This is a genomic window from Rudaea sp., from assembly GCF_047601565.1.
Classification (GTDB): domain Bacteria; phylum Pseudomonadota; class Gammaproteobacteria; order Xanthomonadales; family Rhodanobacteraceae; genus Rudaea.
Map to the genome: position 1 here is coordinate 91,643 of NZ_JASGIY010000002.1, position 23,421 is coordinate 115,063.

General features: G+C 64.3%; 26 protein-coding genes, 1 tRNA gene and 2 pseudogenes. 4 read left to right on the forward strand and 25 right to left on the reverse strand.

Going from position 1 to position 23,421, the window contains the following annotated elements:
• Positions 1-162: 162 nt before the first annotated feature.
• The 4 genes and pseudogenes from QM741_RS18625 to pilG form a co-directional block, all read right to left on the reverse strand.
• Positions 163-495, reverse strand: a pseudogene (locus QM741_RS18625) (Hpt domain-containing protein); the annotation flags it as partial.
• On the reverse strand, positions 495-2,528 hold the full coding sequence (locus QM741_RS18630; RefSeq protein WP_415209240.1) for a methyl-accepting chemotaxis protein: 2,034 nt from the start codon (positions 2,526-2,528) through the stop codon (positions 495-497). The pseudogene QM741_RS18625 and the gene QM741_RS18630, both read right to left, overlap by 1 nt.
• Before the next feature lie 60 nt (positions 2,529-2,588).
• Positions 2,589-3,128 carry a chemotaxis protein CheW gene (locus QM741_RS18635; protein ID WP_415209241.1) on the reverse strand — a complete coding sequence of 180 codons (540 nt, stop codon included), beginning with the start codon at positions 3,126-3,128 and terminating at the stop codon, positions 2,589-2,591.
• A 38-nt stretch (positions 3,129-3,166) separates the two neighbouring features.
• Positions 3,167-3,524 (reverse strand): annotated as a pseudogene (gene pilG, locus QM741_RS18640) (twitching motility response regulator PilG).
• 394 nt (positions 3,525-3,918) lie between these two features.
• On the opposite strand from pilG, the gene gshB reads away from it, so the two are divergent.
• Both gshB and QM741_RS18650 read left to right on the forward strand, forming a co-directional pair.
• Positions 3,919-4,887: a glutathione synthase gene (gshB, locus tag QM741_RS18645; RefSeq protein ID WP_415209242.1), complete on the forward strand. Its 969-nt coding sequence runs from the start codon at positions 3,919-3,921 to the stop codon at positions 4,885-4,887.
• Complete coding sequence (locus tag QM741_RS18650; RefSeq protein ID WP_415209243.1) at positions 4,884-5,750, forward strand: energy transducer TonB; 867 nt, start codon at positions 4,884-4,886, stop codon at positions 5,748-5,750. The genes gshB and QM741_RS18650 overlap by 4 nt, the downstream gene beginning before the upstream one ends.
• Positions 5,751-6,549: 799 nt before the next feature.
• Here QM741_RS18650 and QM741_RS18655 read toward each other — a convergent pair.
• From QM741_RS18655 to QM741_RS18725, 15 genes are all read right to left on the reverse strand, one after another.
• Positions 6,550-6,969: a hypothetical protein gene (locus QM741_RS18655; RefSeq protein WP_415209244.1), complete on the reverse strand. Its 420-nt coding sequence runs from the start codon at positions 6,967-6,969 to the stop codon at positions 6,550-6,552.
• A gap of 93 nt (positions 6,970-7,062) precedes the next feature.
• Positions 7,063-7,371, reverse strand: a complete 309-nt coding sequence (locus tag QM741_RS18660; RefSeq protein WP_415209245.1) for a hypothetical protein — start codon at positions 7,369-7,371, stop codon at positions 7,063-7,065.
• Between the two features lie 4 nt (positions 7,372-7,375).
• A complete protein-coding gene (locus QM741_RS18665) occupies positions 7,376-8,530 on the reverse strand; it encodes an HK97 family phage prohead protease (RefSeq protein WP_415209246.1) in 1,155 nt (384 codons plus the stop codon).
• 2 nt (positions 8,531-8,532) lie between these two features.
• On the reverse strand, positions 8,533-9,486 hold the full coding sequence (locus QM741_RS18670) for a hypothetical protein (RefSeq protein ID WP_415209247.1): 954 nt from the start codon (positions 9,484-9,486) through the stop codon (positions 8,533-8,535).
• 66 nt (positions 9,487-9,552) lie between these two features.
• Entirely contained in the window at positions 9,553-9,981 is a 429-nt protein-coding gene (locus tag QM741_RS18675) for a hypothetical protein (RefSeq protein ID WP_415209248.1), read from the reverse strand.
• Positions 9,978-10,298: a hypothetical protein gene (locus QM741_RS18680; protein ID WP_415209249.1), complete on the reverse strand. Its 321-nt coding sequence runs from the start codon at positions 10,296-10,298 to the stop codon at positions 9,978-9,980. Before QM741_RS18680 ends, QM741_RS18675 begins: the two co-directional genes overlap by 4 nt.
• Positions 10,295-11,176, reverse strand: a complete 882-nt coding sequence (locus tag QM741_RS18685; RefSeq protein WP_415209250.1) for a hypothetical protein — start codon at positions 11,174-11,176, stop codon at positions 10,295-10,297. Before QM741_RS18685 ends, QM741_RS18680 begins: the two co-directional genes overlap by 4 nt.
• Entirely contained in the window at positions 11,173-12,399 is a 1,227-nt protein-coding gene (locus QM741_RS18690; protein WP_415209251.1) for an AAA family ATPase, read from the reverse strand. The genes QM741_RS18685 and QM741_RS18690 overlap by 4 nt, the downstream gene beginning before the upstream one ends.
• The gene (locus tag QM741_RS18695) at positions 12,383-13,084 is read right to left on the reverse strand and encodes a toprim domain-containing protein (RefSeq protein WP_415209252.1); all 702 of its coding nucleotides are present in this window, start codon (positions 13,082-13,084) and stop codon (positions 12,383-12,385) included. Before QM741_RS18695 ends, QM741_RS18690 begins: the two co-directional genes overlap by 17 nt.
• Before the next feature lie 242 nt (positions 13,085-13,326).
• A complete protein-coding gene (locus QM741_RS18700) occupies positions 13,327-13,521 on the reverse strand; it encodes a hypothetical protein (protein WP_415209253.1) in 195 nt (64 codons plus the stop codon).
• Positions 13,518-14,123, reverse strand: a complete 606-nt coding sequence (locus tag QM741_RS18705; RefSeq protein WP_415209254.1) for a hypothetical protein — start codon at positions 14,121-14,123, stop codon at positions 13,518-13,520. Before QM741_RS18705 ends, QM741_RS18700 begins: the two co-directional genes overlap by 4 nt.
• A 3-nt stretch (positions 14,124-14,126) precedes the next feature.
• Positions 14,127-14,333, reverse strand: a complete 207-nt coding sequence (locus tag QM741_RS18710; RefSeq protein WP_415209255.1) for a helix-turn-helix transcriptional regulator — start codon at positions 14,331-14,333, stop codon at positions 14,127-14,129.
• 139 nt (positions 14,334-14,472) lie between these two features.
• Positions 14,473-15,705: a tyrosine-type recombinase/integrase gene (locus QM741_RS18715; protein ID WP_415209256.1), complete on the reverse strand. Its 1,233-nt coding sequence runs from the start codon at positions 15,703-15,705 to the stop codon at positions 14,473-14,475.
• A 12-nt stretch (positions 15,706-15,717) separates the two neighbouring features.
• Positions 15,718-16,158: an Arm DNA-binding domain-containing protein gene (locus tag QM741_RS18720; protein ID WP_415209257.1), complete on the reverse strand. Its 441-nt coding sequence runs from the start codon at positions 16,156-16,158 to the stop codon at positions 15,718-15,720.
• 165 nt (positions 16,159-16,323) lie between these two features.
• Positions 16,324-16,398 (reverse strand) — tRNA-Val (locus QM741_RS18725).
• Between the two features lie 50 nt (positions 16,399-16,448).
• Here QM741_RS18725 and QM741_RS18730 point away from each other — a divergent pair.
• Positions 16,449-16,886 carry a DUF3301 domain-containing protein gene (locus QM741_RS18730; protein WP_415209258.1) on the forward strand — a complete coding sequence of 146 codons (438 nt, stop codon included), beginning with the start codon at positions 16,449-16,451 and terminating at the stop codon, positions 16,884-16,886.
• 7 nt (positions 16,887-16,893) lie between these two features.
• Here the strand turns inward: QM741_RS18730 and QM741_RS18735 are convergent, their stop codons facing one another.
• From QM741_RS18735 to petA, 5 genes are all read right to left on the reverse strand, one after another.
• On the reverse strand, positions 16,894-17,331 hold the full coding sequence (locus tag QM741_RS18735) for a ClpXP protease specificity-enhancing factor (protein ID WP_415209259.1): 438 nt from the start codon (positions 17,329-17,331) through the stop codon (positions 16,894-16,896).
• A gap of 19 nt (positions 17,332-17,350) precedes the next feature.
• Complete coding sequence (locus tag QM741_RS18740; protein ID WP_415209260.1) at positions 17,351-17,974, reverse strand: glutathione S-transferase N-terminal domain-containing protein; 624 nt, start codon at positions 17,972-17,974, stop codon at positions 17,351-17,353.
• A gap of 223 nt (positions 17,975-18,197) precedes the next feature.
• Positions 18,198-18,929, reverse strand: a complete 732-nt coding sequence (locus QM741_RS18745) for a cytochrome c1 (RefSeq protein ID WP_415209261.1) — start codon at positions 18,927-18,929, stop codon at positions 18,198-18,200.
• A gap of 64 nt (positions 18,930-18,993) precedes the next feature.
• Positions 18,994-20,295, reverse strand: a complete 1,302-nt coding sequence (locus QM741_RS18750) for a cytochrome b (protein WP_415209262.1) — start codon at positions 20,293-20,295, stop codon at positions 18,994-18,996.
• Positions 20,295-20,891, reverse strand: coding sequence for a ubiquinol-cytochrome c reductase iron-sulfur subunit (gene petA, locus QM741_RS18755; protein ID WP_415209263.1), 597 nt, complete (start codon positions 20,889-20,891; stop codon positions 20,295-20,297). Before petA ends, QM741_RS18750 begins: the two co-directional genes overlap by 1 nt.
• Before the next feature lie 141 nt (positions 20,892-21,032).
• Between petA and QM741_RS18760 the strand changes: the two genes are divergently transcribed.
• The gene (locus tag QM741_RS18760; RefSeq protein WP_415209264.1) at positions 21,033-22,331 is read left to right on the forward strand and encodes a S1C family serine protease; all 1,299 of its coding nucleotides are present in this window, start codon (positions 21,033-21,035) and stop codon (positions 22,329-22,331) included.
• A gap of 26 nt (positions 22,332-22,357) precedes the next feature.
• Here the strand turns inward: QM741_RS18760 and QM741_RS18765 are convergent, their stop codons facing one another.
• Positions 22,358-23,383, reverse strand: coding sequence for a lytic transglycosylase domain-containing protein (locus QM741_RS18765; RefSeq protein ID WP_415209265.1), 1,026 nt, complete (start codon positions 23,381-23,383; stop codon positions 22,358-22,360).
• Positions 23,384-23,421: the final 38 nt, after the last annotated feature.

Sequence of the window (23,421 nt, forward strand, 5' to 3'; positions counted from 1 at the left end):
CGCCGGATGCAGCGGCTGCACGGCCGGCGCGGGCAGCTTCGCGTCGATGTCCGGCGCGAACAGCACCGCTTCGCTCAGGAGTTTGTCGCCCCGCGCCGCACGCAGATCGTTGAGCAGCGGCAGCAGCACGATGGGAATGTCCTTGTGCCCGCTCTGCAGCCGCTCGATGTAGTCGGGCAGTTGCAGGAGGCCGCGCATCAGCACGGAATAGACGTCCTCGCGCGGCGCGATGCTGCCGTCGACGATGCCGCGCACGACGCGTTCCATTTCCTCGGCCACGAGTGCGGCACCGTACAGCTCGACCATGTGCAGCGTGCCGTGCGTGGTGTGCAGGTCGGCGGCGCAATCGCGTATCGCCTGCACGTCGGCGGGAGTTGCAGCGTAGTGTTCGAGCGCATGGCGCGCATGCTTCAGCGTCGCGTCGAGTTCGGGCTTGACCCAGCCCAGCGTCGTCAGATCGGCTTCATGGGAGAAATTCATCGACTGACCCGCCATCAATCCGGCAACTTGAAGTCGGCGACCGAACGGCGCAGGTCGGACGAGAGCTGGGCAAGGTTGCCGATCGATTCGGCGGTATGGCTCGCGCCGGACGCGGTCTGCGCCGTGATGTCGGAGATGACGTTCATCGTCGACGACACGCTGGCGACTTCCGCCGACTGGCGCTGCGCGGTGACCGCGATGTTCTGGATCAGCGCGGCGAGGTTGCCCGACACGGTTTCGATTTCGCCGAGCTGCGTGCCCGCCTGCTCGGCGAGCTTGGCGCCGCTGACCACCTCGCTCGTGGTCTGTTCCATCGACGCGACCGCTTCGTTGGTGTCGACCTGGATCGCGCTGACCAGCGTTTCGATGCGCCGCGTCGCCGCCGATGCGCGTTCGGCGAGCCGTTGCACTTCGTCGGCGACGACTGCGAAACCGCGACCGGCCTCGCCAGCCGAGGCGGCCTGGATCGCCGCGTTGAGCGCGAGGATGTTGGTCTGCTCGGAAAGATCGTCGATCAGCTCGACGATCGTGCCGATTTCCTGCGAGGACTCGCCCAGACGCTTGATGCGCTTCGAGGTGTCCTGAATCTGCTCGCGGATCGAGTCCATGCCCGCGATCGTCTGGCGCACGATCGAGACGCCCTTGCCCGCGATGCGCACCGAGTTCTGGGCCACGTCGGCGCTGTCGGCGGAGTTCTTCGACACGTCGCGCGCCGAGGCGGCGATCTCGCTCATCGTGTTCGAAGCGTTGTTGATCTGGCGCGCCTGGTGCTCGGCCGCATCGGCCAGATGCAGTGCGGTGGCCTGCGTCTCGTTCGCCGCGGCGGCGACTTGCACGGCGGTCTCGTTGATCGTGGTGACGAGCGAACGCAGCGCGTCGATCGCGTAGTTGACCGCGTCGGCGATCGTGCCGGTGAAGTCCTCGGTCACGGTCGCCTTCACGGTCAGGTCGCCGTCGGCGAGCGAACCCATTTCGTCGAGCAGGCGCTGAATCGCCGCCTCGTTGCGCTGGTTGAGCTCGGCGCTCGAGGCCAGGCGCCTGCGCTGGTCGCGGAACAGCTTGAGCGCGAGGAAGAGGACGAGGAAAATCGCGAGTACTGCGGCGCCGAGACCGATCCACAGATTCGGAAACCGCCGCGTCGAACCGAGCCCGGCGACGTGCTCGGACAGCGGATCGGCCTTGAACAGCAAAGTCTGGCTGTCGATCGATGCCTTGTCCGCCGCCTGCTTGACCGACTGCAGGGTCGGCGCGGCCTCGAACAGGCGCGTCACTTGCGGCGCCAGGGCTATCCATTGCTTGTTGACGTCCTCGAGAATCTCGCGCGCACTGGCGTTGTCGACGGCACGGATGTCGAGATCGGCGTTGCCGTTGATCAGTCCGGTCAGCGCGAGGCCGTAGAATTGCGAGTCGCGCTGCAGGCCGGCGGCGGCGGCCGGCGAGTCCTCGCCGGCGGCGACGATCGCCTGGGCGCGGCGCTGCATGCGATCGGCGTAGAGCATCTGGCCCGAGACGGTCTTCACCTGCTTGGCCGCGGCGCCGCGATCGGTGAGGATCTTTGCCACTTCCTCCATGCGCGAATTGAGCACCGCCGTCTTGCGGTTGAAGTCGTCCATGATCGCCGATGTGCTGAGCACCAGTTCCTGGTTTTCGAGCACCTTGGCCGCGTCGCCGGAAAGCTGGGTCCAGGTCTGGTCCAGGTCGGCGAAGTCCGCTTTCAGCGTCGGCATGTCGGCATAACCGCGCATGCCGGTGCGCGCGTCGCCGTTCTTCAGGCGCGCGGCCAGGTCGGCGATCGTGTCGCGCGTGTGCTTGAGGCTCGCGAACGCATCGAGGTTGCCGCCGGCCGCATCCGCGCTCTGGCGCGACAATTGCTGCGACAGCACTTGGATGCGCGTGACCAGCGCGCCGGCCTGCGCATCCTGGCCCGCATTGATCGACAGCCAGATGAAGTCGACCACCGCCACGATGATGCTGACGACGAGCAAGGCCACGAGCAGGCCGTTGATCCCGCCCGATCGCTCACCGCCGCTACCTGCCCCTGTGCTCATCTACCGCCACCTCGCAACATTCCCGAAACCCGCGCAGCGCAACGCCGCGCACGTGAAAACCTATGCCGCCGCCTGCGAAAATTCGTTCGCGCGCACGAGCGCCGCAATGCTGAAACGGCTCCATTGCACATCGCCGAGCGCGTAGTGCCCGACGACGTAGCGCCCGATCACGTCGTCCGCCGGCGCCGAGACGCGCTGCCCGTTGCCGAAGCTGCGCTGGCCGACGACTTCGTCGACGAGCAGACCGACGCTGCCGCCGCTCTGGCGCACGAGCAGGACGCGACTGGAATTCGAAAGGCTCGCCGCCTCGCCCGAAAGAAAATCCTTCAGATCGATCAGCGGCAGCAGATTGCCGCGCACGCTGGCGACACCGAGCAGCCACGTGCGCGCGCCGGGCACGCGCGTGACTTCGGGAAAGGCAAGGATTTCGTTGACCTCGGTCAGACTCGAGACGAGATGGCGGTCGCCGACGCGGAACCCGATGCCGCGCCACAGGTCGTCCGCGGACGCTCCGGCCGCCGTTCCGGCGCCGGCGTGGGCGAGGCTGAGCCGTTCGTAGCCGGCAAGTATCTCGAAGGGGGATTTCACCGAATCGTTCATGTCCGCGCCCTGCGATATTTTCCGTCCGGCCCTGGGGTTCAGCGCGAGACGACGTGCCGGCGGATCGCGCCGAGCAGTTCTTCCCGCGTGAACGGCTTGGTCAGGTACTCTTCCGAACCGACGACGCGGCCGCGCGCCTTGTCGAACAGGCCGTCCTTCGAGGAGAGCATGATCACCGGCGTCGATCGGTAGGTCGCGTTGTTCTTGATCAGCGCGCAGGTTCTGGTAGCCGTCGAGGCGCGGCATCATGATGTCGACAAAGATGATCTGCGGACGATGGTCCGCGATCTTCGCCAGCGCCTCGAAGCCGTCGACGGCGGTGATGACTTCGCAGCCTTCCTTCTTCAGCAGCATTTCCGCGGTGCGGCGGATCGTCTTCGAATCATCGATGACCATCACCCGCAAGCCCGTCAGTCCCGCCCCGTTCACTGCTTCGTCCACTCGATGTCTCCCAACCTGCCACGAACTGCCGCCATTCTCGCACGCGGCCGGCCAAGATTCCCCGTTCGCCGCCATGCCGACGCCATTGCGGGCGTCGGCCAGTACAGAGTGGTCGTTTAATCTCAAGCTCGCGGCCCTGTCAAGCGAATATCGCCGAGGACGATCAAACACGCAACCGCGCCATCCCGCACGCTCGATACCGCGCTGTGCCGGATCGTCCGCAAGCCCCTTTTTGCGCGGATGTTAGTATAGACAGGCCGCAACACGCCCACATGTGCGGTATATCACGTTTCGATGCGGCAGGCTGCGAGTTGCGGCAGCCGACAGCCCAACCCGACGGTAGCTTCCGATGACCTCGACCCTGGCCGTGCTGATGGACCCGATCGAGGCCATCCACATCAAGAAAGATTCCACCTTCGCCATGCTGCTCGAAGCGCAGCGGCGCGGCTATCGCCTGCTCTATCTCACTCAGGGCAGCCTCGCGTTGCGCGGCGCCGAGCCGTGGGCGAACGCGGCGCCGCTCGAGGTACGCGAGGACGCTCGCGACTGGTTCACGCTCGGCGCGCGCGAATGGATCGACTTGCGCAAGGTCGGCGTGATCCTCGCGCGCAAGGATCCCCCGTTCGACTCGCAATTCCTCTACGACACGCTCGTGCTCGACCGCGCCCAAGCCGGCGGCGCGCAGGTGATCAACGATCCGCGCGCGTTGCGCGACGCCAATGAAAAGCTGTTCGCGCTGCATTTCCCGCAGTGCATCGCGCCGACGCTGGTCGCACGCGAAGCAGCGGCGCTCAAGGCGTTCGCGCGCAAGCACGGCCGCATCGTGCTCAAGCCACTCGACGGCATGGGCGGACGCGGCATCTTCCTAAGTTCCGGCGACGACGCGAACCTCAACGTCATCCTCGAAACGCTCACGCTGGAGGGCCGCGAATTCGCGATGGCGCAGAAATTCATTTCCGAGATCGATGCCGGCGACAAGCGCATCCTGCTGATCGATGGCGAGCCGGTACCGTATGCGCTCGCGCGCATGCCGCAGGGCGACGAGTTCCGCGGCAACCTTGCGCGCGGCGGCCGCGGCGTCGGCGTGCCGCTGAGCGAGCGCGATAAATGGATTGCCGGCCAGGTTGGCCCCGAATTGGTCGCGCGAGGTCTGCGTTTCGTCGGCCTCGACGTGATCGGCGACTGGCTCACCGAGGTCAACGTCACCTCGCCCACCTGCATCCGCGAACTCGACGCGCAATTCGGGCTCAATATCGCCGGACAGTTGTTCGACGCGATCAAACGCGGCGTGCCGCCGCGCGATGCGGTGCGCACGTGAGCGGCAACGCCGGAGCCGGCGAGCGCCTCAGCGTCACGATGCTGTTCTCGGTCATCGCGCATGCGATGGTCGTACTCGGGTTGACCTTCGAATACGCCAAGCCCACGCCACGCCTGCCCAAGATCGACGTCATCCTCGTCCAGTCGGCCAGCGGCGTGGAGCCGGAGAAAGCGGACTTCCTCGCCAACGCCAACAACGAAGGCGGGGGCACCAGCGACAAGGCCGTGCGCCCGACCGACCTGGTCTCCGCACCCATACCCAAACCCGCGCCGGGCCTGGCCCCGGCGACGCTGGAAACCGGCGCGCGCGAACCGCAACCGGCGCGCGAGCACGAACTGCTCACGCAGAAGAAATCCGACTTCGCCGTGCATACGCAAGCGCAGACGACCGAGCAACCCGACACGGCCCATCCGAATCCGAATGCGCAGACCGAGCGCAACCTCGAAATGGCGCGCCTTGCCAACGAGCTGAGCAACGACACCCGGCTCTACGCCAAGCGGCCGAAGAAGAAATACATTTCGGCGAACACCAAGGAGGCTGCCGACGCCGCCTACCAGGCCGCCTGGGTCGCACGCATCGAACGCATCGGCAACCTCAACTATCCCGACGAGGCGCGCCGCCAGCAGTTGCAGGACGGCAAGACGCTGTCCCTCATGCTCACCACCGGCATCAAGCGCGACGGCAGCCTCGCCAGCGTCGACATCGTGCAGTCGAGCGGATTCAAGCTGATCGACGAGGCCGCCATCCGCATCGTGCGTCTCGCCGCGCCGTTTCCTCCGCTGCCGGCCAACATCGACTACGACGAGTTGTATATTACGCGCACCTGGGAATTCCAGCCCGGGCGGGTGCTGAAGACGCGTTGACGGAAGACAGAGCGTAAAGATGAATCGCCGAACAACAAAGCCGGCGCATGCGCCGGCTTTGTTGTTCGAAGTGTACCGGTGGCGGTGTAGGGTTCGAACCATTGCCAGAAAACGGCTACGTGAAGCCATTTCACGCGGATCGTATTCGGCGGATACCGCCAAACCTACCGCCAGCTCGAACTCGGACTCGGGCACGGCCGCCAGCTTCTGCCAGCGGGAGGATTGGTTGTGGGTGATGCCAAGCTCGGCGAGTGTCTGAACGTTTCGGCCATCACTTACGAGTAGGGCCGATCCATTTTCATCCTTGCCTGCCATGCGGACGCCATTTGCTTTTGGCATCCCTGCCAACAACTCACCTGCCCGGCGCTCGGCACGTTGCGGGCAGGCCGTGGATTGCGGAGAGGTGAAACACCTTGTCGTGCAAAACCTCCGAAATATCTCGGAGCTTTTCCGCAACGCTCGCTGCCTTCCTATACAGTGAAACACTATCTTGGCTCTTTCCAATCCGCTCCGCATACTCGCTCAACCCGCCCTTCTTCCCTCGGCCACCTTCGGACAGCCCGACGCAGTGCAGCGCGTGCAGGCCGATTTCCAGCGGGGACAGTTCGCCTTGCGGGTTTGCGCGCGTGCGCGACGTGGAGCGAAGGCGGTGTCGCATTATTGGGCGCCGCCTCGTCCTCGCGGGCGCGTGCGCGACGTGGAGCCGCCAGACTGAACCTGTGGAAAATTTTCCACACCTCGCGGGCGCGTGCGCGACGTCGAGCAAGAAACGAAAAGCCCGCGCTCGGCGGGCTTGTTGCTATCGTCCGGCAAAGAATCGCTCGCCGGGATCGTCGGGATCGATGACGCCAAACTCCCAAGGCTTCGGAGCGCCGCGACCAGCATCGCGCGCCAAGCGCCCGGCCAGGTGGCGATCAGATCGGGACTGCGGCGCAATCCGCAATTTTGTCGCCAGCGTGCAAGCGCGCTTCACTTCAAGATCGCGCGCAGACAACAGCTTGCGCAAGTCGTCGGCATCGGTAGTGCCGGCAATCAGCGGCGCAATGCCGTCGGCCATTGCCAGCGCACGCAGATATTCATGCAGCAGGGGATAATCGCTCGGCTTCCACCACGAGGAACCGAAAGCGCGGACGGTCTCGTCCCATTGCTCGCGCTGCGGTTGCGGAAGGTCGGCAGGTGCGGGCGGGAATCGGCCAGTGTCGGGTGCGTGTCGCTTCATGGTTGTCCTCGGGTAAGCGGGCGCCTGTGAAAGTTTCACTCCGGGCGCGGTTTCGGCGGGCATCGTCGAAAAGTTTGTGGATGCCCCCCCGGCCTAGTTCGGCTTGCCGTCCAGCTGGATCGGCGCGGATGCGGTTGCTTGGCGTCCATCGCGCGCGTGGACCGTGACGGCGAAGCGCTGCATGTCCTCGCTGACGTTGCCGTCGAAGTCCGTGAAGTCGTCGATGCCAAGCTCGGCCATCGCTATACGCATCGCTGCCTTGAACGCGAGTTCGAGCGCGGCATTCAGGTGCGTCTTCGCGATGATCTTCACTTCGCCGTCGACCAGCAGCGGCACGCATCCTGCGGGAGGGTTCTTCGCAAGCTCGGCAAGTTCGTTCGGGACTTGTTTCCAATCGGACATTGGGTTACCTCGGGTTCGTGAGTGTGTTTGCGTGAAACATGATCGACCAACGGCTAGACCGTGAAGGCTTCTCGTCGCCGGGTTCGGACGGCGCGACGGCGTAAAAGGTCTTCATTTCCGAGCTGACGATGTCGCCCTTGGCGTAGTTGTGTGCGGCGCTCCAAATGCCCCTGTAGCGCATTTGAAACGGCTCGATTTCGGCGAGTCGACGCTCGACAGCATCGAGCCGTGCATGGTGTTCGAGTGCGCCGTCGCCCAAGCCTTTGCCGTGCGCCGCTTCGAGTGCATCGAGGCGCGTGGTCAGCTTCTTGATTTGCTCGGCAAGCGCCTGCGCAATGCCGGTGACGATGCCCTTAAGCGCGGCCTCCGTGATGCCTGTCTGGCGCGGTGCGGCCTTCGGCTTCGTGCTCGACGTGGCGGGTAGTTCGCTACCAAGGCTGACATGCTTGTTCTTCATGTCGACCGTTGCCACTACATCGCCGTCCGCATTGGTGAACGTCATCACGCCCTTGGTGGTCTGCACTCGGCGCACGTCGCATTGCTCGCGCAGTTCTCGCGGCAGTAATGCCACGGCACTGTCGAACTTGCGGTAGTGCGCCTGCAACTCCGTCTCGAACTGGCGCTGCGGTTCGGTTGCCTTGATCCAAGCGTGGTCGACGACCGGCGCCGGTGTAGACGACGCCGTGCGGTAGGCGATGCACTTTGCGACGGCAACGCGCGCATCGGGATTCGCAGGGACTGCGACGCAACTCAATTCGTGCCACGACCACGAATCGAACCGCAATCCGCCATTCGGCAGCGGCGTGGATTTTAGCGACTGGAATCCAATCGACAGACTCATTGCGCCGTCTTTGATTAACTGCCAGATTTCATTCGCTCGCGCGACGCCCTGCGAAAGCTTCGCCCGGATGCGAATACCGGCACTCGTTACCTTCGCTTCGGTCACAACACCAATAGGCGCGCCGTGATCGTGGTTCGCGAGCAGCGGCAGGGGCAGCGTGAACTTCGCGCCCGTGGGCTCGACGATATCGCCGACGCGATCCTGCCGTGCCGTGGTTGCAATACCTTCAATCCAACGCTCGCCGTCGCCGGTGTCGATTGCCTTCAGGCGCAGAAAAGTTTCGTGCCGCGCTGGCGCGGTGTCTTTTTGGATAGTCATTTCTAGCTCGCCAGAGAAACGATTTCGGGAGTGCCGCCAATGCGCCAGCCTGCGAACATCGTCGCGCGGACGCCAACGCAGTTGTTTTGCCACAGGCTCACCAAAGACGTGCCGGCCGTCGTCGGGTTGGCGGGCGCGGTGTCTTGCTGGATGGCTGCGTGCTCCGCATAATCGACTGCGCCGGCCGTCCAATTAGTGGCTACTTGCGACGCATCAAACAGCAAGGCACTGCCGATTGGAACAGCGTTCGACGTGTACGCCGGGCAGCCGTACAGCGTGCCGCCCTGGACGTTCAGCAGTATGTCCGCGCGCGCGGATGCGTCGCTCGGATTCAGCACGTAGACGGCGTGCAGGCGATTGCCGCCGAACGTGCCTGCGGCGCCGGTGATGTCAGCGACGAATGCGGCATCAACTGCGTCGGCGACGGCCTGCACAAGATCGCCCTCGATGCCTTTTTCGACGGATGGATCGCAAGCCAAAAGGGATTCGCGCGTTAATACTGTCGCGCTCTGGAATTTTCGCGGCGTCAACTTGAACGTCGCCAGCGACGGCGCTCGAATCGGTGTTGCGTAGCCTTCGGGCACCTCGTTACCAATAGCGGACGCGCTCGCCAAGGTTGCCGTGTCGAACGGCCAGCGGCGCAGCGGCAATTTCCCGATCAGGCTGGCGTTCGCGGCAACGTCGAAAAACGCCTGCGCGCCCGCAGTCGTCGTGCCAGTCAGTGCGGCGGTTGTCGATTTTCTGATTTCGTCCGCGACCTCGTCGCCGTCACGCCCCCAACGCTCGCGGGCAATGATTTCGGGCGGCCGCTTGTCGGGGCCCGAGAATGACAGGGCGCGCAGGATTAGTGCGCGGGTGAAGGTTCGTGCGCCGTTATTGTCGCTGTTCGCGGCTCTCAGGATTTTGATCGCGCCGTGCGCACGTTCGAGTGCGACGGAATTGAGCAGGTCAGACATTTGAATATCCTCGTTATCGGAAATATCGCCGTCGCGGCGAGTCGAGTGCGATTATCTCAAAACACATTAAAATCGATCGTTTTTTTCTATTTTCAGCAGGAGATCAATATCCTTCGGCAGATTTTCAGGTTCAAGCTTCGGAATATCTGGACATAGCTCGCGCAAGTTGTCGATCAGCCTCGTGGCGCTCAAATACCACGTGCCGACCAGAATGCCCGCCAACGCCCTTTTATCGACACCGGCGGCCCGCGTGTGCGATTCGGCTATGGTGGCGGCTAGAACACGGGGGAGCGCCGCAGCGAGCGAATGCAGCGCCTTGTCGCGTAGGTCTGCGCCGAGCCATTGCCGCACGGCATCCGGATCGATCAGGTAGGCATGCCCTCGGCCCCGATGCCCGGCCGTCACGGTCGGGCAGCCGTTGCGGACATGCCTGCGCAGAGTCCCATGCCGCAGGCCGAGTGCGGCAGCGGCGGCGCGTAGCGGTAGGGCAGTCATGTCAGCACCTCCGCGCCCGGCCAGCGCTCACGCAGGTCGGCAACGACGATTTCCTTCGAGTCGTCCTCACGCCCAAGGCAGACGCCGACCGAGCCGTCCGGCAGGCGATACCGGACCACGGCACGATGCACATGGGCATCGTTTGCCGCCTCGGCCAGACCGGCGAGCAACTCGGCCTTGTGATCGATCAGCCATTGCCGCCGACCGTCGTTCATGGCGCCGGCGTCAGCGACGACGTTCAGGCGCAGACCGTCGACGGTCGACACGCGGACGCCGCGCAGGGCGAGTTCCTCGACGAGCTTCCGGGCTGCGGTCATGCAATCCACTCCCGCAGCGTTTCGCGTTCGTCTACCTCTTCCTTCAGCGCGATATCGAAGGCGTCGCGATCAAGGTTGTTCTCGATGGCCTCGCGCACCAGTTCCGCCAGCCGGTCGGGCGGTAGCGCCTCGGCTTGCACCGTCTGGCCGTGAAAGTTGCGGCGGTCCGTTGCCTTCGGCGGCGCCGTCAGCAGGCCGTACTTCTCGATATGCTCGGGCAGCACGGCCACGCGGCGGAATTCGACCTTGCCGCCCATGTCGACGATGAAGGCGTTTACGTCTTCGTCCAGCGCACCAAACACATGCACACCGCTTGGATCGTGGTCGCCGACGTGGAGCACCAACACGTTTCCAAGATCGGCAAACCGCTTCGCCATGTTGTGTTTGCAGGTCACGGAATCGAAGCCGCCGCTCGAATACGCGGGAACGGAAAACCTCGCGCCCGCGCGCTTCATTTGGGGCAGCATGCCCTGCGCCTCACACCATAGGGCGATACGGCGATGCTGCCCGCGCTGGCGATCGATGCGGTAGTCGTTCACCGTGTTCGCAATGGCGTCCTTTACCTCGTCCAGACCAGACCAGCCGATGTCGTCGTCGGCCGTGAAGCCGTCGTCACGGATCGATGCAAAATCGATCAAACGGGCACGCCTCGCCCGGACCAGAGTTTCGGTCAGGCGGTTGTATGCCGTCTCCGTTTTCTCATAATCGAAACTCCCGACTAGCCGGTAAAAAATCTGCCGGGCGGTCAACGGAAGATAATCCCGGTACTCGTCGAGTACGTGCTGGATGCGGTCGACGAGCTCCAGCGCCGACGCCTGCGGTCGCCAATCGGCGAAACCTCGCGGCCTGCCGTGAACTGCTTTGGGGAGGGCGGTCATAGGATGAACACCTCCATCTCGGCGTTGGTACCGGCAGCGACCCCGGCCCCCGAAGGGTGCGATTCGCCCTCCGAAGGGAGCGAAGAGTGCGGACTTTTTTGTTCGCTCCCTTCGCTCCCTTCGGCGCGCTCTTCGGCGTTGGCCAGCCGCCAATGCCACGCGCCTTTCATCCCTTCCTTCCACGCGACGGCCCCGATTTTCCGCTTTGCCCTCTTCATTTGGTCGACGGAGAAACCGGCGCCCTTGGCGTCGGCGAAAATACCGTTGGTCGACGCGGAACCATTTTTGAGTAGGTCGCGCAGAAAACTGGCTGCGTCGGCACCCGCTTCGTTTTCCGGCTCGCCTTCGGCCAGCAGTTCCCGCGCACTGCCCTCGACGGCAGCGCCCCATGTAACCCTTGACGTATGGATACCGCCGTCAATCTCGACCTGCTCCATGCCGTAGGCGTACCCGCCGCCGTCCGGGCCGATGTTCGATTTCGCCCGCGCAAAGGTCAGCGTCGCCGGCTCGCCCTCCTCGGCCTGTTGGCGGACGGTGCCGTACACGATGCGGGCCAGCGCACCGAACGCGAGACTGCCGGTCACGCGTTCCAGTGGATCGCGGCCTTGAGTACCCTTGGAATAGTGAGTGATGCCTACGAGCGCCGCGCCGAGTCGACCGGCCAGGTCGACCAGCGGCTGGAGACCACGGCGCACCTCGGCGTTTTTGTGACTATCTCCGGACACGGCACTCACCAGCGGGTCGACCACGATCATCGTCACGTTGCCGACGAGCGCCGAGGCAGCCGCAAGCTTGTCGACGTCGCGCGCGGGATCGAATGCGTACCGCTGGCCGCCCTCGACGACCTCGCCGACGATGCGGACACGCGACAGGTCCGCGCCGGCCGCGATCAGGCGCGGAACAAGCGTATCGGCAGGATCATCCTCGCCTGACCAGATCAGCACGTTACCGCGCGCCGGCCGCCAGCCCGACGGCAGCGGCGTACCGGCGCTCACGCATGCGGCAATATGCAGTGCGATGGTCGTCTTGCCCGTGCCGGGTGCGCCGGCGAGCACATGGAGTTTGCCGCGCGCGAGCCAGCCGGGCCATAGCCAGCGGATCGGGGTGGGGCGAATGGTCGATGCGTCGATCAAGGTGACGTGGTCCAGCGTCGCAGTGACCTTCGGCGCGGATGCAATCAACTTGGCGATGCCGGGTTTTCCATTATCAGTTTCGGTCGTCACGGAAATAATCCTCAGTGGGCGCGAGCGCGCCGTTCAGTTGGGTCGAGTAGTCGTTGAAGTCGCCGTTGCCGGGCGGAATCGCGAGCCGTCCACCAATGCTCATCGCGGCCACGCGCGCGGCCTCGACGCCGGTATTGCGGCCTGTTTTTTTGGCGGTCTCGGCGTCGTTGTCGGCGCAGATCGTGATCGTCGACGCGGGGTGTTTCGCCCGCAGCCATCGCGCGACGCGGACCACGTTGTTCGCCGTCATGGCGCAGTACGTCGGCAGGCCGGTTGCCTCATGCAGGGACGCGCCGGTTGCCCACCCCTCGCAAAGCAGGATGCGCGCGTGGTCGCCCTCTTCGCCGATGCGTGCGGCCAATCCACGGATGCAGGCGCCGGCGAGAAACCGCTTATCGGAATCGAAACGGATCGTCTGGAGGTTCCACAGCTCGCCGCCCTCGTCGCGCATCGGGATCAGCAGCTTGCCCCCGCTGGTGCGTGCGCCGTGGACGCCAATGCCTTTGCGTAGAAGGTACGGATGCTGCGGATCGGCAGGCTTCGACTCGGCCCACCAGCGCACGGCCAGATTGCGTGCTCCGGCCTGCCGTAGACGCACCTCGCGATCGCGCTCGGCACGGGCCGCATCGAGCATCGCCCGGATGCGCCCGCGCTCGGCATGGCCTACGGGCTTGCTGTCCAGCATGATCGTGTGCTGTGCGCCCGTTCGCCACGAACCGGCGACGATGAGCGGACGCACGCCGTCGAGGTGCGCGACCAGCCAGCAATTCGCCTTGCCCGGCCCGTCGCCCTCGCCTCGGTAGCGGCAGAGAACACCATCTAGGCGAATCCGTGACGCATCGACCGGCGCAAGCCCTACGCGCGCCAGCGCGCCGAGAACATCCGGCGCGCCGCGGTATAGATTGCGATATTGTGTAAATGTGGATGTCATCCCTCACCCCCGTGCTCGCCAGCCAGCGCGACGAGTGCCGCGCCGACCTGCGCAGCGGCCTCGGGATGCAACGTCCAGACGACGCGAACGGCACCCGGTGTCGATATGCTCAGCAGGATCGTGCCGTCGCTGGCGCTGTCGATGTAGAACCGCGACCCGCTGTCCGTGCAGAGGATGTTGTGGGCGCTCATGGCGTCACCTCGCGGTGGATGATGTCGAACTCGGTCAGACGGTCGGCGATGCGACTGATTTCGTTGTGGCAGACGTTCAGCGCGAAGCGCAAACCTTCGGTGACGACAGGTTCATACGGGCGCGGCAATTCGTCCGGCTCGTCGTCGTTCTCGATGTCGGTGATGATCCTGTCGTTCGCCTGCAACAGATTGGCGACGATGCTTGCCGCGTTAATGGCTTCGCGCAGACCGGCGACAAAATGCGACCAGCCCATGTTGTGCGGGAACTGGAATTCGCAGTGCGGGTTGGTGGAACGGACGGACTTCGCCGCAGGTGCGGCGGTGGTGGTGGTTTTCATGGTGCGGTTTCCTTTGTGGTGAGAAACCGCCGCTGCCGTTTCTGACGCGGCAAGGCGGCGGACGTGCGGGGTCAGAAACCGGTCACAAAGGAACCCGGCCACGCCGAAGCGTGCCCGCACGCCCGCCATAAACCGCGAGCAAGAAAAAAGCGCCGTTGGGCGCTTGTGCGCCTTTGTGAAGTTCGGGTTCTGACACCCGGTCGCCGATTGCGTGGCGACGGGACCAGCATGCGCGCAGAGCGCGCTCGATGTCAAGGTGGTCATGGTCTAGGCCACCTTTGAGCCGATGACGAACGCGGCGATATCGTCGCGGTGGTATCGCACCATGCGCGCGCCGATCTTCCGTGCAGCGGGGCCTTTGCGCTGTGAGCGCCAGTTCGCGAGTGTGCGGGGATCGATGCCGAGGATAGACGCAGCTTCGCGCGCGTCGATCAAGTCGCCGGGTTTAAGCGGTGTAGCAGAGGGATTTTTCATGCTGTATTCCAGCTCGGTTGCGCGATACCTCACGGTATTGCGATGTGCCTCGTCGTCACGACGATGCAGGAATAAGCTAACGGGTTATTTTAACGTCTGTCAAGTTATGTCGCGTGAAGCGCGGCGACGTGCGGTTCGTTCAACTCATCTTGCGCTTGAACGGCAACACGTCGGCGCCGGCGCGCAGACCGTCGAGATAGTCGGCCCACGCCTGCATCATCTTCTTGCGTTCGTCCATGTATTGCGCCTTGTTGTAGACGCCGCTGATGCCGCGTTCCTTGTGCGATAGCTGGCGCTCGATGGCGTCCTTGCTCCATCCGATTTCGTGCAACGCGGTGGACCCGGAATGCCGGAATCCGTGCGGCTGAATCACGTCGGTGCCGAATCCCATCCGCTTCAGTGCGGCGTTCATCGTCGCGTTCGACATGGGCACGCTGCGGCTGCGCGCGCCGGGGAACAAATACTTGCTCTGGCCAGTCAGCAGTTGCAGTTCGCGCAGGATCGCCACGGCCTGCGACGCCAGCGGAACAAGGTGTGGCGGCGTCGTCGGGTCGAGTTTGACCGCTTTCTTGAGTTTCATTCGACGCGCCGGGATCGCCCATAGCGCGCCGTCAAGATCGACTTCCACCCATTCGCCTTGACGCAGTTCTCCGGGCCGCAGCAGCAGCAGCGGCGCGAGCTTCAGCGCTGCGCCGACGACGTAGCCGCCGCTGTAGCCGTAGATCGCGCGCAGCAGTTCCCCTAGCCTGGCCGGATCGGTGACATGCGCGAAGTTGCGTTTTCGGTGCGTCGGCAGGAAGTCCACCAGAGCATGCGCCGGATCGTTCGTTGCGCGCTCGTGCGCGATGGCGTACCGGAATACGCAGCTCATCGTCTGCCGGACTCGGCGAGCCGTGTCGATGTTGCCGTGCTTGATGACGCGATCCAGAATCGAACGGACGTGAGATACGCCGATGTCCTTGATCGGCATGTGGCCTATCCACGGCACGGCGTGCTTGAACAGGCGGATGCGTTCCTTGACGTAGTTGTTCTGCGTCCAATCGCGTGCCTTCAACGCAAGCCAGTCTTCGGCCACGGCCTCGAAGGTGTCTTCGCCCGCCTCGGCCTCGGCCTTGCGCCTCTCGCCGGGGTCGATGCCGTCAGCGAGCAGGGCACGAGCTTCGTCGCGCTTCTCTCTGGCGCGCTTCAGGCTCACGTCGGGGAAGGTACCAAGCGAAAGCGTGTTGCGCTTGCCGGTGCCGGGGCGGCGGTAGGTGAATCGCCACCATTTCGCGCCGGATGGTTGCACCAGCATGAACATGCCTCGCTCATCGGTGAGCTTGTACGGCTTTGCCTGCGGCTTGGCATTCTGGACGGCGGAAGGTGTCAGCATGGCGTTCCCTTGTCAGCGGGTTGCGAGCAGCGCGGAGCGTACGGCGTCGGTCTGGTATCTGGTCAGGTGCATCGTCTGCTCGCCAACGGTGACGGACAATGCGCCCTCGGCGGTGAGTGCGAGCGAGAACGCAACACCAGCGCTTCCAAGCATCGCGCCTTCGCGCGCAGCGCGACGTGCTGCGCCCGGATGTATGCCCATTCTGGCTTGCGCTCGGATGCGGTCACCTTCGGCTATTGCCTCGGCAAGCGAAGTCTTGGGGAACGCGCCGAGGGAAAGCGTGGTGTTGATGCCGTTGCGGCGCACATTGCAGCGCCACCATTTCGAGCCGGTCGGCATAACGGAGAGATAGACGCCATTTCCGGCGCCCGGAGAGAGCTTGTACGGCTTGGCTCGCGGTTTCGCAGCGTGGATTGCTGCCTCGTCCACGGTGTTGCCGGTCTTCTTTTTCATGGGTACTAACCCGATTCGCGACAATAATGCAGTTACCGCCAAAGTTAGTACCATACTTGGGTGACTACAAGTGATATCCCGGTACGTTCAATGAACTGCGGACATGAAAAAACCGCGTCAGAGCGCGGTTTCAGGGGTGTTGCGTGACGTTGCGTGATATCGGAATGGTGGACGGTGTAGGGTTCGAACCTACGACCCCCGCCGTGTGAAGGCGATGCTCTACCGCTGAGCTAACCGTCCGTCGTCGCGCCATTGCGGCGAGTCCCGCAGGATGCCGGGGGCGCGCATTATTGCCCAGCGCCCACCGCAGCGCAAGGCATACCGGCATCGCCGACACATGTCGCCTCATCGTCGGCTACACTGGCCTGATGATCGGCCCCATGCTTTCGGTAATCCTTCTGCTCGCCGTCCTTGCGCTATGGCAGAACGCGCTCAAGGCGCGCGATCTCGCCCGATCGCTCGGTCACGATCTGTGCGCCAGGGCGGGAGTGCAATTGCTCGATCAGAGCGTGTCCCTGGCCGGAGTCGGTTTCGCACGCAACGACGGCGGCCGTCTGCGTCTGCGCCGCAACTATCGTTTCGAGGTCAGCCTCGACGGGCACGACCGTCATCGCGGCAGCCTGACGATGCTCGACGGACATCTGCTCGCATGGAGCCTGCCGACCATCGAAACCCGGCCGGCGATACGAACATCCAACGTCATCGAGTTGCCGCGCCGGCCGAACTGATTCCGGCCTACTTCACCAGGCGCAGGTGCGGGCCTTTCTTGGGCGCGGGTTCGGTGGGCGCCGAAGTCGTCTTCGCCGCAGCGTCGGCGGCTGCGGCAGGCGGTATCGTCGTCGGCGAACTGTTTTCCGCGGGGAACATCATGCCTTGGCCGTTTTCCTGCGCGTAGATCGCGAGCACCGCGCCGATCGGCGCTTCGACGGACTGGCTCACCCCGGAAAAGCGCGCCATGAAACGCACGCGGTCGGCGCCGAGTTCGAGCTGCGCGACTGCGCGTGCGGCGACGTTGAGCACGACGCGGCCGTCCTTGATCGCGGTTTTCGGCACCTTGACGCCGGGCGCGTTGGCGTCGACGAGGATGTACGGCGTCATGCCGTTGTCGGCGATCCACTCGTACATGGCGCGCAGCAGATACGGGCGGTTGGAGGTCATCACGGCGGAAATCATGTGGCTCGTCCTGCTGCGTTCAGGCGCGCAGCGCCTTTTCCTCTTCGGTCAGGCTGCGCGTGAAGCCCGGGTTGCGGAAGATGCGCTCGCCGTATTCGTCGATCACGCGCGCTTCGCGCGGCAGTTCGACGCCGAGGCCCGGCAGGCGCCAGATCAGCGGCGCGAGCGCGCAGTCGGCAAGGCTCATCTCGGGATTGAGGAAGAACTTCGCCGCCTTGAACAGGGGCAGGCTCGCGAGCAGGGTTTCGCGCAGGCGCTTGCGTGCGGCCTCGCCCGGCCGGCCGCCGGCCTGGATCTGCTCGACGAACGGATACCAGTCGCGCTCCATGCGCACCATCGCCAGGCGCAGGCGCGCGCGCGACAGCGGGTCGATCGGCATCAATGGCGGATGCGGATAGCGCTCGTCGAGGTACTCGCAGACGACGCCGGTTTCGTAGAGCACGAGATCGCGGTCGACCAGGGTCGGCACGCTGTGGTACGGATTGAGATCGACCAGGTCCTCCGGCGGCGCGGCAGGATTGACACCGACGAAATCGTATACCACGCCCTTGGCCGCCAATACGAGGCGGACGCGATGACATTGCACGTCATCGCGCGAGGAGTACAAAGTCAGGACGGTACGCGACCGCGGATTCAGGACCATGCGTGATTTCCCTTCATGTTCAGCGCCCCCCGGAGCCGATTGCGGCGGTCATGAATGTTTCACCGCCATGTCCTGAAACAATTTACACCCGCGCGAAGGCTGCGCCTAGCCCGCCGAAGCGAAAACCGGTTTTCCAAAGCTTCCCTTGGCGGAAGATTTCCTTGAGAAGTGCCGCCAAAGATGGTGGCTTCTTGATTTTCGCAATCAAGGACGATTGCAAAAATCAATGCACGTCGCGCCAGTATTCCTTGTTGAGCAGCCAGGCCAGGAACGTGAAGAAGGCGAGATACAGGATCGCCCACACGCCCACCGCTTCGCGCTTGAGCGCCGCCGGTTCGCCGACGTACTGCAGGAACGCGGTGATGTCGCGCGCAGCGCCGTCGAATTCCTCGCCCGAGAGGCGGCCCTTGTCCTTGAGTTCCAGCTTCTCGACCGCCGGCTCCTCGCCCGGCTTCGCCGGCGCGTAGTGCGCGACCTGCACGCCCTGCAGCTCCCACAGCACGTTCGGCATCGAAGCACCCGGGAACACGGTGTTGTTCCAGCCGACCGGACGCGAGGGATCGAGATAGAAGGACTTCAGGTACGAATAGATCCAGTCCGGCCCCTTCGCGCGCGCTTCGAGGGAAAGATCGGGTGGCGCCTTGCCGAACCACTCCGCGGCATGGTCGGCGGGTATGTTCGAAACGATCTGGTCGCCGATCTTCGCGCCGGTGAAGGCGAAACTGTCCAGCACCTCCTCGGGCGAAAGCTTCAGGTCCTCCGCCAGACGCGAATAGCTCTCGTACTTGATCGAGTGGCAGCCCGAGCAATAGTTGAAATATAGGCGTGCGCCGCGCTGCAGCGAGGCGATGTTGCCTACCTTCGTACCGGCGGAAAGCAGGCCGCCGTCTTCTTCGGCGAACGCGGGCGCGGCGAATGCGGCGCAGGCAAGAACAAATGCGGCTTTACGCATCATGATCGGAAGATTTTCATTGAGAAATGCGGCCAGGGATGGCCGCTTTTTGATTCCCGTCGTCATGTCAATGGCCCCCGAAAATCACGCGATCAGGAACGGGTTTCGTCTTCTCGTAACCGAACGCCGTATAGATCCAGAGGAAAATGAAGTAGCCGAAATACATCAGGACGAGCAGCCAGCCGAAGTGCATCTCTATGCTGGTCACGTCGGCGTTGGCGCCGAACAGTTTCGGAATCATTTCGCCGGTGACGCCCGCGCCGATCGAGCCGAGCAGCAGGAAGGTCAATGCGAACAGACCCAGGGCGACCTTGTAGCCGAGCCCGCGATAACGAATCGACTTGACCACGCCGCGGTCGACCCACGGCAGCAGGAACAACAGCACGATGGACGCGAACATCGCGAAGATGCCCAGGCCCTTGCTCGGGATCACGCGCAGGATTCCGTAGAACGGCGTGAAGTACCACACCGGCTTGATCTCCGGCGGCGTCACCAGCGGATTGGCCGGGATGAAGTTGTCGTTCTCGAGGAACCAGCCGCCGACGGTCGGCTGGTAGAAGATGACGAACGCGCAGATCGTCAGGAAGAAACCGACGCCGACGATGTCGTGCACCGTGTAGTACGGATGGAACGGGATGCCGTCGAGCGGCTTGCCCGTGGCCGGGTCTTTCTTCTTCTTGATCTCGATGCCGTCCGGGTTGTTCGAGCCGACTTCGTGCAGCGCGAAGATGTGCAGCACGACGAGCAGCAGCAGCACCAGCGGCAGCGCGATCACGTGCAGCGCGAAGAAGCGGTTGAGCGTCGCGTCGGCCGGGTTGTAGTCGCCCATGATCCACTGCACGAGCGTGTCGCCGATCAACGGCACCGCGCCGAACAACGAGATGATCACCTTCGCGCCCCAGAACGACATGTTGCCCCACGGCAGCACGTAGCCCATGAACGCCTCGGCCATCAGCGCGAGGAAGATGAACATGCCGAGCAGCCAGACCAGTTCGCGCGGCTTCTTGTACGAGCCGTACATCAGGCCGCGGAACATGTGCAGGTAGACGACGATGAAGAACATCGACGCGCCGGTCGAGTGCATGTAGCGGATCAGCCAACCCCAGTCGACGTCGCGCATGATGTATTCGACCGAGTCGAACGCGGTCGCCGCGCCCGGCTTGTAGAACATCGTCAGGAAGATGCCGGTGAGGATCTGGTTGACCAGCACGACGATGGCGAGCACGCCGAAGTAATACCAGAAGTTGAAGTTCTTCGGCGCGTAGTACTCGGTCATGTGCTTGCGGTACACCGGCATCATGCCCGGCGCGCGCTCGTTGACCCAGTTGCCGATGCTGGTGCCGATCCTGGAGAGTGCGTTGCTGGCCATCAGGCTTTGTCCTCCGGGTTCACGCCGATCAGGATGTGGGTGTCGTCGACGAACTTGTACGGCGGCACGACCATGTTCAGCGGCGCGGGCACGCCCTGGAACACGCGGCCGGAGATGTCGTAGCGCGACTTGTGGCAGGGGCAGAAGAAACCGCCCTTCCAGTCCGGATCGAACGGTTCCGGCTTGATGTCGGGGATGAACTCGGGCGAGCAACCCAGGTGCGTGCAGATGCCGATCATGACCAGCCATTCCGGCTTGATCGCGCGGTCGATGTTCTGCGCGTACTTCGGCTGGTCGCTGGCGAGCGAATCGGGATCGCGCAGGCGATCCTTCAGCCCCGGCAGCGTGTCGAGCATCGCCTTGGTGCGGTTGATGATCCACACCGGCGAACCGCGCCAGAGCTTGGAGACCTTCTGGCCCGGTTCGATCTTGTCGATCGACACCAGAACCGGCGCGCCCGCGTTCTTCGCGCGCTCGCTCGGTTCCCACGATTTGACGAAGGGAGTCGCCGCGAACACGGCTCCGATCCCGCCGACGACCGCGGTCGTCCCGGTAAGGAACCTGCGGCGTCCCTGATTCACACCCTCGTTTGCCATCCGGTACTCCGAGAATTGCTGTACATGCTGTAAATCCGCTGGGCGGCCCGCACGGGCTTCCGCAAAAATCGTGTTAGTTTAACCAAAGCCCCCTGCCGCAGACAACGAAAAACAAACCGTCTGCTCCGTTCGTCGATATCCATGAAGAATTTCTACCGGCTGATCCAGTTCGTCGCACAGTTCGTCACCCTGGGTCTGGCTCTCGCTTTCGTCGCCACGCTCGTCGCACCGCAGTGGACGGCGCGCCTGCGCGGCCAGACTGCCTCCGACAGTTCACCGCCCACCGCCGTTCCGGCGCCGGAGACCCAAACCACAAAGCCGCACATTGCCCAGCCCGCAAAACGGCCCGCCGGGTCCGGCATGGGGTTCGGCCCCAGCGGCGGCGCGCGCAACCCGGCTGCGACCGAAGAAGCCGGTTCGATCACGACCTCATATTCGTCCGCCGTCGAGGCGGCGGCGCCCGCGGTCGTCAGCATCTTCGTCGACAAGATCGAACAGCAGAAACAGTCGAGGCTGTTGCGGACGGGCGATCCGAACCTGCCACCCGTGGTGTTGGCGCAAGTGGTGACCAACGTGCCGGTGCAGAGCCTGGGCTCCGGCGTCATCGTCAGCGACGACGGCTACGTGCTCACCAACTACCACGTGGTCAAGAGCGCGACCAACATCAGCGTCGGCATGCCCGACGGCCGCAGCCTGCCGACCAAGATCATCGGCAGCGACGAGGAAACCGACCTGGCCGTGCTCAAGATCGACGTCTGGAACCAGGCCACGGTTCCGATCGCGGAGAAGCCCGCCGCGGTCGGCGACGTGGTGCTCGCGCTCGGCAACCCGTTCGGCTTCGACCGCACGGTGACGATGGGCATCGTCAGCGCCGTGGGCCGCATCAATCCCGCCAACGGCGAGGACCTCATCCAGACCGACGCGGCGATCAACTCGGGCAACTCCGGCGGCGCGCTCGTCAATGCCTACGGCGAACTGGTCGGCATCAACTCGAACACCTTCTCACCGTCCGAGAACAGCGGCAACTACGGCATCAGCTTCGCGATTCCGGTCGCCACGGCGAAGAAGGTGCTCGACCAGATCGTCCGCTACGGCCACGTGATCCGCGCATGGATGGGCGCGTCCTATCGCGACGTACCGCCTTCGTCGAACGATCCGATGCCGGTCGTCACCAACGGCGCGCTGGTCACCGCGGTCGAGACCGGAAGCCCCGCCGCGAAAGCCGGATTGAAGCCCGGCGACATCATCACGCGGATCGACGGCAAATGGGTGCCGAACGCACTCATCTTGCGCAACCGCGAAGCGCATCTGGCGCCCGGCACCAAGGTCACCGCGACCGCCCAGCGCAACGGCCAGTCGCTGCAACTCGATCTGGAACTCGCCGAACGCCCCACGCCGGGCGCACGGCCACAAGCCGGAGGGCAGCCGCAGCCGGACTGATTGAGGCGCCGGCACAGGCGGCGCCGTCAGCGCGCCTCGCCGTAGCGCTTGCGCAGCGTCGCCACGCGATCGACGTAGACGCGCGTCTCGTCGAACGGCGGCACCCCGCTGTATTTCTGCACGTTCTGCGGTCCCGAATTGTAGGCCGCCGTCGCCAGGCGCTCGTCGCCGTTGAACAGCTTGAGCAGGCCGGCCAGATAACGTGCGCCGCCGCGGATGTTCTGCGCCGGATCGAACGGACTGGTCACGCCCATGTCGTTCGCCGTCGTCGGCATCAGCTGCATCAACCCCTCCGCGCCCTTGACCGAAATCGCATTCGGATTGAAGGCGGATTCGGCATGGATCACCGCGCGCAGCAGCGCCTGGTCGACGCCGAACTCGGACGCCGACGCCGCGACTTCGTCCTTGTACGCATCGAGATTGAGCGCGAGAGTGGCGAAGTCGATCGCCGATTTCACGTCGCAGGCGTAGCAGGTGGCGATGTAGGTGAACAGCGTCGTGTACGCACCGCCGCTCGGGCGCACGTTGGTGTATTCGACGATGCCGTTGGCGCGTGCGACGCGGAAAACCGCGCCGCGGCGCACCTGCGTCGCCGCGTCCGGCCGCTCGGTCGCGTTCGCCATGGTCCGGGTCGGCGCTTCGCCGTCGAGCCGCGTTTCGCCGACCACGTCGGAAAACGGCGTCGGCGGCGCCGAGCGGTATTCGTATCGCGGCCGGACGGCGGGCGCTTTCGATGCGGCCGCCGGCGATTGCGTTGAGGATACCGCCGGCTTCGCCGCATCGTTCTGGCGCGCTTCCCCGCTGACCACGTCGGCGAAGTCCGCCTTCGGCGCATCCGGCTTGAGCGCAGGCTTGCGCGCCTTGACCTCCGGCTCGGCGTAGTCGCTCAATTTCGTGCAAGCCGTGTACCCCGCCGGCTTGTTGGTGATCGCGATTTCGCCGTGCGACCCGTTACAGCGATACATCGCGCCGGCGAACGCCTCGCGCGCCAACCCGCCCGCGGCGAGGCCGACGCAGAGCCACCAGCCCCATTGGCGCAAGGATCGTTTCATCGACTCCGAGAGATCGCACCGGACGAACTTGGGCGCCG

Bases quoted from the DNA above. Each gene is read 5' to 3' on its own strand.
- QM741_RS18745 (WP_415209261.1), bottom strand. From the start codon at position 18,929: ATGATGCGTAAAGCCGCATTTGTTCTTGCCTGCGCCGCATTCGCCGCG.
- QM741_RS18750 (WP_415209262.1), bottom strand. From the start codon at position 20,295: ATGGCCAGCAACGCACTCTCCAGGATCGGCACCAGCATCGGCAACTGG.
- QM741_RS18635 (WP_415209241.1), bottom strand. From the start codon at position 3,128: ATGAACGATTCGGTGAAATCCCCCTTCGAGATACTTGCCGGCTACGAA.
- QM741_RS18705 (WP_415209254.1), bottom strand. From the start codon at position 14,123: ATGACCACCTTGACATCGAGCGCGCTCTGCGCGCATGCTGGTCCCGTC.
- QM741_RS18760 (WP_415209264.1), top strand. From the start codon at position 21,033: ATGAAGAATTTCTACCGGCTGATCCAGTTCGTCGCACAGTTCGTCACC.
- QM741_RS18685 (WP_415209250.1), bottom strand. From the start codon at position 11,176: ATGACCGCCCTCCCCAAAGCAGTTCACGGCAGGCCGCGAGGTTTCGCC.
- QM741_RS18700 (WP_415209253.1), bottom strand. From the start codon at position 13,521: ATGAGCGCCCACAACATCCTCTGCACGGACAGCGGGTCGCGGTTCTAC.
- QM741_RS18740 (WP_415209260.1), bottom strand. From the start codon at position 17,974: ATGGTCCTGAATCCGCGGTCGCGTACCGTCCTGACTTTGTACTCCTCG.
- QM741_RS18695 (WP_415209252.1), bottom strand. From the start codon at position 13,084: ATGCTGGACAGCAAGCCCGTAGGCCATGCCGAGCGCGGGCGCATCCGG.
- QM741_RS18675 (WP_415209248.1), bottom strand. From the start codon at position 9,981: ATGACTGCCCTACCGCTACGCGCCGCCGCTGCCGCACTCGGCCTGCGG.
- QM741_RS18715 (WP_415209256.1), bottom strand. From the start codon at position 15,705: ATGCTGACACCTTCCGCCGTCCAGAATGCCAAGCCGCAGGCAAAGCCG.
- QM741_RS18710 (WP_415209255.1), bottom strand. From the start codon at position 14,333: ATGAAAAATCCCTCTGCTACACCGCTTAAACCCGGCGACTTGATCGAC.
- QM741_RS18655 (WP_415209244.1), bottom strand. From the start codon at position 6,969: ATGAAGCGACACGCACCCGACACTGGCCGATTCCCGCCCGCACCTGCC.
- QM741_RS18660 (WP_415209245.1), bottom strand. From the start codon at position 7,371: ATGTCCGATTGGAAACAAGTCCCGAACGAACTTGCCGAGCTTGCGAAG.
- QM741_RS18630 (WP_415209240.1), bottom strand. From the start codon at position 2,528: ATGAGCACAGGGGCAGGTAGCGGCGGTGAGCGATCGGGCGGGATCAAC.
- QM741_RS18735 (WP_415209259.1), bottom strand. From the start codon at position 17,331: ATGATTTCCGCCGTGATGACCTCCAACCGCCCGTATCTGCTGCGCGCC.
- QM741_RS18665 (WP_415209246.1), bottom strand. From the start codon at position 8,530: ATGACTATCCAAAAAGACACCGCGCCAGCGCGGCACGAAACTTTTCTG.
- QM741_RS18670 (WP_415209247.1), bottom strand. From the start codon at position 9,486: ATGTCTGACCTGCTCAATTCCGTCGCACTCGAACGTGCGCACGGCGCG.
- gshB (WP_415209242.1), top strand. From the start codon at position 3,919: ATGACCTCGACCCTGGCCGTGCTGATGGACCCGATCGAGGCCATCCAC.
- QM741_RS18720 (WP_415209257.1), bottom strand. From the start codon at position 16,158: ATGAAAAAGAAGACCGGCAACACCGTGGACGAGGCAGCAATCCACGCT.
- petA (WP_415209263.1), bottom strand. From the start codon at position 20,891: ATGGCAAACGAGGGTGTGAATCAGGGACGCCGCAGGTTCCTTACCGGG.
- QM741_RS18680 (WP_415209249.1), bottom strand. From the start codon at position 10,298: ATGACCGCAGCCCGGAAGCTCGTCGAGGAACTCGCCCTGCGCGGCGTC.
- QM741_RS18765 (WP_415209265.1), bottom strand. From the start codon at position 23,383: ATGAAACGATCCTTGCGCCAATGGGGCTGGTGGCTCTGCGTCGGCCTC.